Origin of the sequence: Amycolatopsis sp. NPDC004169, from assembly GCF_040610315.1 — a bacterium.
Taxonomy (GTDB): Bacteria; Actinomycetota; Actinomycetes; order Mycobacteriales; family Pseudonocardiaceae; genus Amycolatopsis.
On sequence record NZ_JBEXMD010000005.1, the window covers coordinates 1 to 13,078 of the forward strand.

A 13,078-nucleotide genomic window follows, 5' to 3' on the forward strand; every position below is an offset into this window, starting at 1 on the left:
CCTTCGGCCCGGAGGCGGACCTCGGCGACCTGGAGGCGGAGCTGGCGGTTCCCGCCTTGACGCGGCGCCGCCGGCCGTAGTCACAATCGGGCTTCGGGGTGCCGGAAGGAAACAGCCAGAACCGCCACCCGAGTCCGGAAGACAACCCAGCGCGAGCCAAAGCGCCGCACAGCCCGGAAGACCACCGAACGCGGGTCAAAGCCACCGCGGTCCGGAAGAGCACCCGAAGCCACCGCCCGATCCGGCAGTCCACCCGAAGCGGGCCGAAGCAACCATGCCCCGCTGACCGGGAACCACCCCCACCAGCACCGCAGCCCACACCCCACCTCCCACACACCCTTAATTCGGGTTGAAAAAAAATGACCACCCAACGGTTGCCCGGCTTGTCTGGACCATGCATACTTTGTTGCCAGGCACAACAAAGCGCCCGCCGTTGCTCGCCGAGTCCGACCCCGCCCAGGACAGCGAGCGCCGGCTGATCGGTCGCGCCTGCCGCCGCCCCGGCATGCGAGGCCAACCCCCTCCCCGCGTTCCGTGCTGCGCGCGGAACGCCGTCCCCCACGGTGAGAGAGGCGACAACGATGTCCACCTCCAAAAAGAAGCGCTGGGCGGCACTCTTCGCCGCCTGCTCGCTGCTCCTGCTCGGGCAGCAAGCCCTCACGATGGCCCCGGCGGAAGCGGCCGCCACCTTCACCGACGACTTCAACGGCCCCGCGGGGTCCGCCGTCGACGGGTCGAAGTGGCAGCTCGAAACCGGCGACAACGTCAACAACCACGAACGGCAGTACTACACCTCCGGCACCAACAACGCCCAGCTCGACGGGCAGGGCCACCTCGTCATCACCGCCAAGAAGGAAAACCCCGGCAACTACAACTGCTGGTACGGCCGCTGCGAGTACACCTCGGCCCGGCTCAACACCGCCGGCAAGTTCAGCCAGGCCTACGGCCACTTCGAAACCCGCATGAAACTCCCGCGCGGCCAGGGCATGTGGCCCGCTTTCTGGATGCTCGGCGGCGGGAACTGGCCCACCGACGGCGAGATCGACGTCATGGAGAACGTCGGCTTCGAACCGAACACCGTGCACGGCACCATCCACGGCCCCGGCTACTCCGGTTCCGGCGGCATCGGCGCGGCCTACAACGGCCCGAACTTCTCCGACGACTTCCACACCTACGCCGTCGACTGGGCGCCCAACCAGATCAAGTGGTACGTCGACGGCAACCTCTACCAGACGCGCACCCCGGCGGACCTCAACGGCAACCGCTGGGTCTACGACCACAACTTCTTCATCATCCTCAACCTCGCCGTCGGCGGGTACTGGCCCGGCGACCCCAACAGCAGCACGCAGTTCCCGCAGCAGCTGATCGTCGACTACGTGCACGTGACCAACTCCTCCAGCCAGGGCGGCGGCCGGACCGGCACGATCACCGGCATCGGCGGCAAGTGCGTCGACGTCGCCGGCGCGAACACCGCCAACGGCACGCCGATCCAGATCACCGACTGCAACGGCAACGCCGCGCAGAGCTGGACCGTCGGCACCGACGGCACCATCCGCGCCCTCGGCAAGTGCATGGACGTCTCCGGCGCGGGCACCGCGGACGGAACAGCCGTGCAGCTCTACGACTGCAACGGCACCGGCGCCCAGCAGTGGGTCGTGACCGGCGCCAAGGACATCGTCAACCCCAACGCGAACAAGTGCCTCGACGCCACCGGAAACTCCAGTGCGAACGGCACCCGCCTGCAGATCTGGACCTGCGGCGGCACCGCCAACCAGAAGTGGACCACTCCCTGATCGCCCGGGCCGGGAGCGCGTAGCTCCCGGCCCGCTCCCCAAGGAGAACTACCAGTGCGGCGAATCCTCGTCGCGCTAATGGGCTGTGCCCTGTTAGCGCTTTCCTTCCTCACGACCGGCTCCGCGCAGGCGGCGGTGAACGCCGGTCCGTCGGCGAGCCAACTGCTCGCCAAAACCCAATCCTGCCAACAGATCTCGAACGGGAAGTATTCCTTCGACGAAGGCGGCGCGGCCACCGTACCCGTCTGCCAGGCGAACGGTGCGGTGTTCTTCACGGCCGACATGGACATCGACTGCGACGGCGTCCGCACCACGCAGTGCAACGAGAACACCGACTGCTGCTTCTACCCCGACACCGCGTTCCACACCTCGACCGACCAGCCGCTCAACGCGGCGCAGCTGCCGTACATCGTGCTCCCGCAGCCGACGTCCACTTGGGACTACCGCAACTACGGCATCGACGGCGGATCGGTCGTCGCGGTGATCTACAACAACCAGGTCACCTACGCCGTGGTCGGTGACACCGGCCCGACGAGCATCATCGGTGAAGCGTCCTACGCCACCGCCGTCAGCCTCGGCATCAACCCCGACCCGAAGAACGGCGGCACCGAGGGTCCGGTGACGTACATCGTGTTCCCGAACACGCACGTCAACCCGATCGAGAACCACGCCAACGCGGTCAGCCTCGGCGAGCAGGTCGCGACGCAGTTCGCGGGCGGCACGACACCGCCGCCCACACAGAACGCCGGTGCGATCACCGGTATCGGCGGCAAGTGCGTCGACGTCGCCGGGGCCAGCAACGCCAACGGCGCCGCCGTCCAGCTCTACGACTGCAACGGCACCAGCGCTCAACAGTGGACGGTCAATTCGGATGGTTCCGCCCGCGCGCTCGGCAAGTGCCTCGACGTCACCAGCGCGGGCACCGCGAACGGAACGCAGATCCAGCTCTGGGACTGCAACGGCTCGGGTGCCCAGAAGTGGACCGCCAACTCGGCGAAGAACCTCGTGAACGCCGGCTCGGGCAAGTGCCTCGACGCGACCGGCAACTCCAGCGCCAACGGGACCCGGCTCCAGATCTGGACCTGCGGGTCCGGCGCGAACCAGAAGTGGACTCTGCCATGAGAAAGCGTTCTCTCCTCGCGGCGACAGCTGCCGTGGCGCTCACCGCGGCCACCTTCGCCGTCCCCGCGCAAGCCGCGGGCGAAACGGTCAACGTCTGGCTCACCACGACCAGCGACTCCGGCGGCCGGACCGTCACCCGCGGCCTCCAGCAGCAGACGCCGGTGACGTTCGCCGCCGGCACCGGCAGCGGCGGCGTGACCATCAACGTCAACGAAAACACGACCTACCAGCAGTTCGAAGGCGGCGGGGCGTCCTTCACGGACACCGCGGCGTGGCTGCTGAACTCCAGTGGCGCGCTGTCACAGGCCACCCGCGACGACACCATGCGCAAGCTGTTCGACCCGAACAGCGGCATCGGGCTGAGCTTCATCCGCAACCCGCTCGGCGCGTCCGACCTGGCCCGCTACAGCTACACCTTCGACGACATGCCGGCCGGCCAGACCGACCCGAACCTGACGCACTTCTCGATCGCGCACGACCAAGCCGACGTGCTGCCGCTGACCAAGCAGGCCAAGCAGCTCAACCCGCAGGCCAAGGTGATGGCGTCGCCGTGGAGCGCGCCACCGTGGATGAAGGACAACGACAGCTACTTGCTGGGCTGGGTCGAATCGCAGTACTACCCGGCCTACGCGCAGTACTTCGTCAAGTACCTGCAGGCCTACCGGGACGCCGGTGTGCCGATCGACTACGTCTCGATGCAGAACGAGCCGACGTGCTGCTCGAGCTACCCGTCGACCAACTGGAACGGCGCAGGCCTCGCGTACTTCGCGAAGAACAACCTGCTGCCCGCGCTCCAGAACGCCGGTCTGTCCACAAAGGTCCTGGCCCTCGACTGGAACTGGGACACCTACGCCTCCTACGGCGCGCCCACCCTGGACGACGCGGCCATCCGCAACCACCCGAACTTCGGTGGCGTGGCCTGGCACGGCTACGGCGGCGACATCGCGCAGCAGACGACCACGCACAACCAGTACCCGAACGTCAACGCCTACTCGACCGAGCACTCCGGTGGCACCTGGATCTCGAACCAGCAGGCCGAGGACATGAACAACATCGTGGACTACACCCGGAACTGGTCGAAGAGCTTCGTCAAGTGGAGCCTCGGCGTCGACCAGAACATGGGCCCGCACAACGGCGGCTGCGGTACCTGCACCGGCCTGATCACCGTCCACAACGGAGACTCGCGCAGCGGGCAGGTCGACTACACCGTCGAGTACTACACGATGGGTCACCTGACGAAGTTCGTGAAGCCGGGCGCGTACCGGATCGACTCGAACGACAACTCGACCGTCCGCAACGTCGCCTGGAAGAACCCGGACGGCTCGAAGGCCCTGATCGCGTACAACTCGAGCACGGGCAACCAGAGCGTGCGCGTCAACTGGGGCAACTCGTCGTTCACCTACACGCTGCCCGGCCACACCTCGGCGACGTTCACCTGGAACGGCACCCAGGGCAACGGCGGCACCACCGGCAAGACCGGCCCGATCACCGGTGTCGGCGGGAAGTGCATCGACGTGGCCGGGGCCAGTAGCACCAACGGCACCGCGGTCCAGGTCTACGACTGCAACGGCTCGAGCGCCCAGCAGTGGACCGTCGGCACCGACGGCACGATCCGCGCGCTGGGCAAGTGCCTCGACGTCACCGGACAGTCCACGGCGGACGGTGCGCAGCTGCAGCTCTGGGACTGCGGCGGGACGGCCAACCAGAGGTGGGCCGCGAACGCGGCCAAGGACCTCGTCGGCGCCGGCTCGAACAAGTGCGTCGACGCGACCGGCAACTCCAGCGCCAACGGCACCCGGCTGCAGATCTGGACCTGCACCGGCGCCGCCAACCAGAAGTGGAACGTGCCCGCATGAAGAAACTCGCAGCATTCGGTGCTCTCGTAGCAGCGGCATCGGCGCTGGTGCTCGCCCCCGGCGTCGCGCAGGCGGCGACCGGGCCCATCACCGGCATCGCCGGCAAGTGCGTCGACGTCAACGCGGCGAGCACCGCCAACGGCACGGCGATCCAGCTGTACGACTGCAACGGCACGAACGCCCAGCAGTGGACGGTCGGCTCCGACGGATCCCTGCAGGCGCTGGGCAAGTGCCTGGACGTCACGAGTGCGGGCACCGCGAACGGCACCACGGTCCAGCTCTGGGACTGCAACGGCTCGGGCGCCCAGAAGTGGACAGCCAACTCGGCGAAGAACCTGGTCAACGCCGGGTCCGGCAAGTGCCTCGACGCCACCGGCAACTCCAGCGCCAACGGGACGCGGCTGCAGATCTGGACGTGCGCGAGCACGGCCAACCAGCAGTGGACGCTGCCCAGCGGCGGCACCACCCCGCCGCCCGGGCCCGGGGTGATGGCCGTGGCGCCGTACCTCTACAACGGCTGGGGCGACCCGCCCAACCCGGCGACGATCCAGAACGCCACCGGCGTCAAGTGGTTCACGCTGGCCTTCATCCTGTCCAACGGCTACTGCAACCCGCAGTGGGACGGCGGCCGCGCGCTCACCGGCGGCGTCGACCAGAACACGATCAACACCGTCCGCGCGGGCGGCGGCGACGTCATCCCGTCGTTCGGCGGCTACTCCGGCAACAAGCTGGAGTCCTCCTGCGGCAGCGCGGGCGAGCTGGCGGCCGGGTACCAGAAGGTGATCAACGCCTACGGCCTCAAGGCGATCGACATCGACATCGAGGCCGACGCCTACAGCAACCCGACGGTGCAGCAGCGCACGGTCGACGCGCTGAAGACGGTCCGCGCGAACAACCCGGGCATCAAGATCTACGTCACCTTCGGCACCGGCCAGTCCGGACCGGACAACAGCCTGGTCAACCGGGCGGCGCAGGCCGGGCTCACGGTCGACGGCTGGGTGATCATGCCGTTCGACTTCGGCGGCGCGGGCCAGAACATGGGCACGTTGACGCAGCGGGCGGCCGAGGGCCTCAAGAACGTCGTCAAGAGCGCGTACGGCTACGACGACGACACGGCCTACCGGCACATGGGCATCTCGTCGATGAACGGCATCACCGACAACAGCGAGACGGTCACGCTCGACGACTTCACCACGATCCTGGGCTACGCGAACTCCCACCACCTGGCCCGGTTGACGTTCTGGTCGGCGAACCGCGACCGCCCCTGCCCCGGCGGCTACCCGAACAACGACACCTGTTCCGGTGTTTCCCAGCAGGCGTGGGACTTCACCAGGATCTTCGCCCGCTACGCCGGCTGACCCCGGCACCAGGAAGGCCCGGCCGGGTTCCGGCCGGGCCTTCGTGCGGTCGGGCTGCCGGGCCGCGGCCCTGGGGAAGCGGCGACCCGGCAGCGAGGGGCTCCGCCTGCCGCTGGGGGTCTCCGGCGGCGGAACCGCCACCGAGGTTATCGACCGCGTGTACCCCGCGGCGGGTGCTCGGACCGTCCGGACGCCAACCGTGCCCGAACTGACCTACTCCGCCGCCGCGCTGGCCGCCCGGGCCGCCTCGGCACGGTCGGCGTACGCGCCCACCAGCTGTTCTTCGGCGTCTTCGAGGTACTTCAGCAGCAGCTGCTCCGCGCCCGCGCCGTCGCCGGCCTCGATGCGGTCGAGGATTTCGTGGTTGCGCGGCAGGTAGCGCTCGTGGAAGCGCCGCGGCTCGGCCATGATGTGGAACACCAGCCGCAGCTCGGCGGTCAGCCGCCCGACCAGCTCGTTGACCCGCTCGCTGCCGGACAGCGCGGCGAGCTCCTGGTGGAACCAGACGTTCGCGGTACCGAGGTCCTTCCAGTTGCCGCTGCGCGCGGCCTCGTCCCCGATGTCGACCTTCTCCTTGATCCGCGCGAAGGACGCCGGCTTGGCCGTGACCCCGCGGACCGCCGCGCACTCGATGATCTTGCGCACCCGGTAGATGTCGGTGACGTCTTCGACGCTCGGGATGCGGACGAAGACCCCGCGGTTGAGCTCGTGTGCCAGCAGCCGCTCGTGCGTGAGCAGCCGGAACGCTTCGCGGAGGGTGTTGCGGGAGACCCCGAGCGCGTTGCCGATGTCCTGCTCCGAGAGCCGCCCGCCGGGGAGGAAGAAGCCCTCCGCGATGCGCTTGCGGAGGACGCCGGCGACCCGCTCGGCCGTGCTCTTGCGCGTGACCAGGCCGCGGTCGGCTTCGAGGCCCGTGACGACGCTGTCTTCGATGACCACGAGGACAAGGCTACCCGCCACTCGGGGGACGATCCAATTGGCATCTTGTGGAATTGTTCAACAATCCCTACCGTGTGAGGCACGCCACGATGAGAGACACTGGCCAGGAGGTGCCCCATGACTGCCACAACCGCAACCGAGGCCCGGCCGTTCGACTGGTTCCGCACACTCGGGAAACGTGGCCGCCGCGCCTTCCTGGGCGCGTTCGGCGGGTACGGCCTGGACTCGTTCGACTACCAGACCCTGCCGCTCGGCCTGGCCGCGATCACCGCCTACTTCGGCATTTCGAGCGGTGAAGCCGGCCTGCTCGGCACGACGACGCTGGTCGTGTCGGCCGTCGGCGGCGTCGGCGCCGGCATGCTGGCCGACCGGATCGGCCGCGTCCGGACGCTGCAGATCACCATCGCGATGTACACGATCTTCACCGTGCTCTGCGGCTTCGCGCCGAACTTCGAGACGCTGCTGGTCTTCCGCGCGCTGCAGGGCCTCGGCTTCGGCGGCGAGTGGGCGGCCGGTGCGGCTCTGGTCGCCGAGTACTCGCAGGCGAAGTACCGCGGCCGGACCGTGGCCTTCGTGCAGAGCGCGTGGGCGGTCGGCTGGGGCCTGTCGGTGATCGTCTACACCGTCGTGTTCAGCGTGGCCGGCGACGACGTTGCCTGGCGGATCATGTTCTGGACCGGCGTCATCCCGGCGCTGCTCGTGCTGTGGGTCCGCAAGAGCGTCCAGGACGCGCCGCGCGCCGAGGAGCGGCTGAAGGCCGAGCGCCCGAAGGGGACGCTCAAGCAGATCTTCAAGGCCGATCTCCTGCGGACGACGTTCTTCGCCGCGCTGCTGGCCACCGGCGTCCAGGGCGGGTACTACACGATCTCGACGTGGCTGCCGTCCTACCTGAAGAAGACGCGCGAGCTGACCGTGATCGGCACCGGCGGCTACCTCGCGTTCCTCATCACCGGCGCCTTCGTCGGGTACGTCTGCGGCGGCTACCTGACCGACCTGCTGGGGCGCAAGAAGACCTTTCTGACGTTCGCACTGCTGTCGGCCGCCCTGATCGTCGCGTACACGCAGATCCCCAAGGGGGCCAACGGCCTCGTGCTGGTGCTCGGCTTCCCGCTCGGCTTCTCGATGTCCGCGATCTTCAGCGGCTTCGGCGCGTTCCTCGCCGAGCTGTACCCGACCGCGCTGCGCGGCACCGGGCAGGGCTTCACGTACAACTTCGGCCGCGCGGTCGGGGCGATCTTCCCGACCATCGTCGGCTTCCTCGGTGCGGGCGGCGCGATCGTGTTCGGCGCGCTCGGGTACGGCATCGCGGTGCTGGCCCTGCTCGGGCTGCCGGAAACCCGCGGTATCGAACTCGTGGACTGAGGGGGCGAAATGACGACCTTCGACGAACCGGCCACCTACACCCCGGCGCAAGCGCGGGCGGCGTTCCGCACCGGCACCGCCCACCCGACGACGGGCTGGGCCAGCGGTTTCACCCAGACCAACCTGATCGCCGTACCCGAGGACTGGGCCTACGACGTCCTGCTGTTCTGCACCCGCAACCCGCAGGCGTGCCCGCTGCTCGACGTCACCGACCCCGGTGACCCGGCCACCAAGCTCGCCGAGGGCGCGGACCTGCGCACCGACCTGCCGCGCTACCGGATCTGGCAGAACGGCGTCCTGGCCGGCGAGGTGTCGGACGCGACCGGCCTGTGGCGCAGCGACATGGTCGCCTTCTCCATCGGCTGCAGCTTCACGTTCGAAACGGCGCTGGCCGCCGAGGGCGTCCCGCTGCGGCACGTCGACCAGGGCCGCAACGTCGCGATGTACGTGACGAACCGGCAGTGCGAGCCCGCCGGGCGCCTGTTCGGCCCGATGGTGGTGTCGATGCGGCAGATCCCGGAGGACCGGGTCGCCGACGCGATCCGGATCACCCGCGCGATGCCCGCCGTGCACGGCGGCCCGGTGCACGTCGGCGATCCGGGTGCGCTGGGCATCACGGACCTGTCCCGGCCGGACTTCGGCGATCCGGTGGCCGCCGAGCCCGGCGACGTCCCGGTGTTCTGGGCCTGCGGGGTCACGCCGCAGGCCGCGCTGATGGCGTCCCGGCCCCCCTTTGCGATCACCCACGCACCGGGGTACATGTTCATAACCGATCGGTACGACAGCGAATACCGGGTGGGCTGAAATGGACCTGAACAGCGACCTCGGCGAGGGCTTCGGCGCCTGGAAGATGGGCGACGACGAAGCCATGCTCGACATCGTGACCAGCGCGAACATCGCGTGCGGCTTCCACGCCGGCGATCCGTCGGTGATGCGGCGGGTGTGCGAGCTGGCGGCCGCGCGCGGCGTCGCGATCGGGGCGCACGTCGGCTACCGCGACCTGGCCGGCTTCGGCAGGCGCGCGCTCGACATCGCACCCGAGCAGCTGGCGGACGAAGTGCTCTACCAGATCGGCGCGCTCGACGCGTTCGCGCGCGCGGCCGGCAGCCGCGTGTCGTACGTGAAGCCGCACGGCGCGCTGTACAACACCGCGGCGGTGGACGTCGAGCAGGCGGCGGCGATCGTCGAGGGCCTCCGCCGGTACGACCCCGAGCTGGCGCTGCTCTGCCTGCCCGACTCGGAGATGCAGCGCGAGGCGGAGCAGGCCGGCGTCGTCGCGTACGCGGAGGCGTTCGCGGACCGGGCCTACACCGCGAGCGGCAAGCTCGTCCCCCGCGGGCAGCCGGGCGCGGTCCTGCACGACGCCGACCTGGTGGCCGAGCGCGCGGTCGGCATGGCGACCGGCGGCGTCGTGACGGAGAGCGGCGAGAAGCTGGAGCTGCGCCCGGACTCCCTGTGCGTGCACGGGGACACCCCGGGTGCGGTCGAGCTGGCCCGGCGGATCGAGGCCGCGCTGAGCGGAGCGGGCGTCCAGCTGGGCGCGTTCACCGGATGACCGTCCGGTTGCTGCCCAGCGGACGGCGCGCGGTGCTGGTCGAAACCACCGACGTGCTGGGGTTGCAGGCCGCGTTGACGCAGGCGCCGCCCGACGGCGTCGTCGAGCTCGTCCCGGCCGCGCGGACCCTGCTGGTCCGGTTCGACCCCGCGGTGACGAACCCGGACCGGCTGGGCGCGCTGCTGCGTCGGGTGTCCCCTGTGGACAGTGCGCCGACCGGCGCCGGCGAGGTGGTGATCCCGGTGGTGTACGACGGCGAGGACCTGGCGGACGTCGCCGCGGAGACGGGGCTGAGCGTGGCTTCGCTGGTCGCGCGGCACACGGCGGGTGCGTACGTCTCGGCGTTCTGCGGCTTTGCGCCGGGGTTCGCCTACCTGACCGGCTCGGATCCCGCGCTGCACGTGTCCCGCCGGTCGTCGCCGCGCACCCGCATCCCCGCGGGATCGGTGGCGATCGCCGGCGAGTACAGCGCGGTCTACCCGAGCGCGTCCCCCGGCGGCTGGCGGTTGCTGGGCCGGACGGACGTGCCGGTGTGGGACGTCGAGCGCGACCCGCCGAACCTGCTGCCACCGGGTACTCGCGTGCGGTTCGAGGCGGTGCGGCCGTGAAGCTCGAAGTCGTCCGGCCCGGGTTCGCCACGACGGTGCAGGACCTCGGCCGCCCGGGCCACGCCGCCCTCGGCGTCGGCCGGTCCGGCGCGGCCGACCGCGGGTCGTTCCGGCTGGCCAACCGGCTGGTCGGGAACCCTCCCGGAGCCGCTGCGCTGGAGGTGACGCTCGGCGGGCTGGTGCTGCGCGCGTCGAGCGTGACGACGGTGGCGGTCACCGGCGCCGCCTGCCCGCTCTCGAAGGGCGGCCTCGACGGGCCGATCACGCTGTGGCCCGGGGAGGAGCTGTCGCTGGGCACGGCGGTGTCGGGCCTGCGGTGTTACGTCGCGGTGCGCGGCGGCATCGACGTGGCGCCGGTGCTCGGCTCCCGGGCCACGGACACGCTCGGGAAGCTGGGGCCGCCCCCGGTGACGGCCGGGATGCTGCTGCCGATCGGCCCGGCGCCACGGGAGTTCCCCGCGGTGGACCTCGCGCCGCGGGCGCCGCTGCCGCCGGAACCGGTGTTGCGCGTGACGCCGGGCCCGCGGCGCGACTGGTTCACCGCACCGGACGCGCTGCTGTCCACTGTGTACACGGTGTCACCGGACTCCGACCGCGTCGGCATCCGGTTCACCGGCCCGGCGCTGGCCCGCGCCCGCCACGACGAGCTGCCGTCGGAAGCGTGCGTGCCGGGATCGCTGCAGGTGCCGCCGTCGGGCCGGCCGATCCTGTTCCACGCCGACCACCCGACGACCGGCGGGTACCCGGTGATCGCCGTCGTCGAGGAAGAGGACCTCGACCTGGCCGCCCAGCTGCGGCCCGGCCAGACCGTGCGCTTCCGTCCCGCGTCGTGAGTGGCAGGCGGTCAGCCCCGCCTGCCACTCACGGCCACCAGCCAGGCGACGTTCGTGACCGCGATCGCGAGCCACGCCGCCGTCATCAGAGATCTTTTTCGCAACTTTTCCCGCGCACGGCGATCACGAAGTTGCCCGAACAGTAACCGTACCAACATGGCCCCCGACATCACGAGGAGAGCACCGGTACCTCAGCTTCCATTGGAGCAGACTAGGGATTGCCATGTCGTATAACCTCGCCGACCGGCTTGTCGTAGGAGTGGCCTCAAGCGCGCTGTTCGACCTCAAAGAGTCGAACGCGATCTTCGTTAATCAAGGAGAGGACTCCTACCGCCGACACCAGGAGGAAAATCTCGAAAATCCGCTGACGCCAGGCGTTGCCTACCCTTTCATCAAACGACTACTGTCGCTAAATAACCTGGCTGTCCCTGAAGATCCACCAGTGGAAGTCATTGTGCTATCAAGGAACGACCCCGACACCGGAATGCGAGTGATGCGATCCATCGACCATCATCACCTTCCCATCACAAGAGCAATATTCACCCAAGGCCGCTCGCCATACAGGTACATGCACGCACTGAACATGTCGTTGTTTCTATCCGCCGATGACTCGGACGTGCGCGACGCGATCAGCCTAGGGCTCCCGGCTGGCCGAGTCATGGAGTCTTCTTTCGTGGACGACGACGACGAAGACTTGCGCATCGCCTTCGACTTCGACGGCGTCCTCGCAAGCGACGAATCAGAGCGAGTGATGCAGTCTGGGACGCTGGAGGATTTCCACAGCTACGAAGTAGCAAACTCAGTGACTCCCCACGCACCAGGACCACTCCATGACTTCCTGACCAGCATGAATCGTCTGCAACGCCTCGAGGAAGAGCGAAGACTGAATGACCCTTCCTATAAGATTCGTGTACGGATCTCAATTGTGACCGCACGAAACGCTCCTTCCCACGAAAGAGCCGTCACCAGCCTGAAGTCATGGGGCGTGACCGTCAATGAGGCGTTCTTCCTGGGCGGAATCGACAAGAGTGTCATCTTGGATGTAATGAAGCCCCACGTATTCTTCGACGACCAGGCACGACACCTTCGGAAGACAACTCAGATTCCCAGCGTCCACGTACCGTTCGGAGTTATCAATGAGCGATCACCCTTCGAACAGGAAAGCGATCAGTAAAATAGGACGTCGACGTTCGACGTAACGATCAACTATCACTTTTCACGCAAGACTCGTTCACGAAAATTTAATTCCGTCTTTCAGACGAACCAACATAAGGTCAGCCTGTCCGATTCCACGGCAGCGAATACCCCAGGTTCGCGACGGCGATCGCGAGCCACGCCGCCCAGGCCGCGCCCGGGACCAGCCAGGTGGTGGCGACCCCCAGTGCCACCGTCACCACCACGGGCCACGCGCGCCGCGGCCGCGGTGCGCCTCGCTCGGCGAGGTAGGCGTCCAGGGCCTCGGCGACCTGGTCGTCGATCTCGTCGCGCAGCCGCGCGTCCAGCTCAGACATGCGCCGGCACCGGCCGCGGCGGGGCGACCGACAGGCAGGCCAGCAGGCACGGCCCCGCGGCCCGGAAGAGCTTCTTCATGCGAACCCCCCAGTTCTCTCCCGACCCAAGGTAGCGATTGCAGAGATCCTTTGCAAACAATC

At 68.7% G+C, this 13,078-nt stretch carries 12 protein-coding genes; 10 read left to right on the plus strand and 2 right to left on the minus strand.

Going from position 1 to position 13,078, the window contains the following annotated elements:
• The first annotated feature begins 581 nt into the window (after positions 1–581).
• Genes ABZX11_RS08060 through ABZX11_RS08075 form a run of 4 tightly spaced genes read left to right on the plus strand, consistent with a single transcriptional unit; the run spans position 582 to position 6,129 of the window.
• On the plus strand, positions 582–1,793 hold the full coding sequence (locus ABZX11_RS08060; RefSeq protein WP_354910933.1) for a family 16 glycosylhydrolase: 1,212 nt from the start codon (positions 582–584) through the stop codon (positions 1,791–1,793).
• Positions 1,794–1,847: 54 nt separating this feature from the next.
• The gene (locus ABZX11_RS08065) at positions 1,848–2,915 is read left to right on the plus strand and encodes a ricin-type beta-trefoil lectin domain protein (RefSeq protein WP_354910936.1); all 1,068 of its coding nucleotides are present in this window, start codon (positions 1,848–1,850) and stop codon (positions 2,913–2,915) included.
• Complete coding sequence (locus ABZX11_RS08070) at positions 2,912–4,771, plus strand: ricin-type beta-trefoil lectin domain protein (protein WP_354910938.1); 1,860 nt, start codon at positions 2,912–2,914, stop codon at positions 4,769–4,771. The genes ABZX11_RS08065 and ABZX11_RS08070 overlap by 4 nt, the downstream gene beginning before the upstream one ends.
• Entirely contained in the window at positions 4,768–6,129 is a 1,362-nt protein-coding gene (locus ABZX11_RS08075; RefSeq protein ID WP_176174673.1) for a chitinase, read from the plus strand. Before ABZX11_RS08070 ends, ABZX11_RS08075 begins: the two co-directional genes overlap by 4 nt.
• A gap of 213 nt (positions 6,130–6,342) precedes the next feature.
• Here the strand turns inward: ABZX11_RS08075 and ABZX11_RS08080 are convergent, their stop codons facing one another.
• Positions 6,343–7,068 (minus strand): GntR family transcriptional regulator, encoded by a 726-nt coding sequence (locus ABZX11_RS08080; protein WP_176174672.1) that lies wholly within the window; start codon positions 7,066–7,068, stop codon positions 6,343–6,345.
• Positions 7,069–7,185: 117 nt separating this feature from the next.
• Between ABZX11_RS08080 and ABZX11_RS08085 the strand changes: the two genes are divergently transcribed.
• The 6 genes from ABZX11_RS08085 (at position 7,186) to ABZX11_RS08110 (ending at position 12,600) form a co-directional block, all read left to right on the plus strand.
• Positions 7,186–8,430, plus strand: coding sequence for an MFS transporter (locus ABZX11_RS08085; RefSeq protein ID WP_354910941.1), 1,245 nt, complete (start codon positions 7,186–7,188; stop codon positions 8,428–8,430).
• Positions 8,431–8,439: 9 nt separating this feature from the next.
• Positions 8,440–9,234, plus strand: coding sequence for a putative hydro-lyase (locus ABZX11_RS08090; RefSeq protein WP_176174670.1), 795 nt, complete (start codon positions 8,440–8,442; stop codon positions 9,232–9,234).
• A gap of 1 nt (position 9,235) precedes the next feature.
• Positions 9,236–9,985, plus strand: coding sequence for a 5-oxoprolinase subunit PxpA (locus tag ABZX11_RS08095; RefSeq protein WP_217709655.1), 750 nt, complete (start codon positions 9,236–9,238; stop codon positions 9,983–9,985).
• Complete coding sequence (locus ABZX11_RS08100) at positions 9,982–10,593, plus strand: allophanate hydrolase subunit 1 (RefSeq protein WP_354910946.1); 612 nt, start codon at positions 9,982–9,984, stop codon at positions 10,591–10,593. The genes ABZX11_RS08095 and ABZX11_RS08100 overlap by 4 nt, the downstream gene beginning before the upstream one ends.
• Entirely contained in the window at positions 10,590–11,426 is an 837-nt protein-coding gene (locus ABZX11_RS08105) for a biotin-dependent carboxyltransferase family protein (RefSeq protein WP_354910948.1), read from the plus strand. Before ABZX11_RS08100 ends, ABZX11_RS08105 begins: the two co-directional genes overlap by 4 nt.
• A gap of 223 nt (positions 11,427–11,649) precedes the next feature.
• On the plus strand, positions 11,650–12,600 hold the full coding sequence (locus ABZX11_RS08110) for a 5'-nucleotidase (protein WP_354910950.1): 951 nt from the start codon (positions 11,650–11,652) through the stop codon (positions 12,598–12,600).
• Positions 12,601–12,700: 100 nt separating this feature from the next.
• Here the strand turns inward: ABZX11_RS08110 and ABZX11_RS08115 are convergent, their stop codons facing one another.
• Entirely contained in the window at positions 12,701–12,937 is a 237-nt protein-coding gene (locus ABZX11_RS08115) for a hypothetical protein (protein WP_354910953.1), read from the minus strand.
• Positions 12,938–13,078 lie beyond the last annotated feature (141 nt).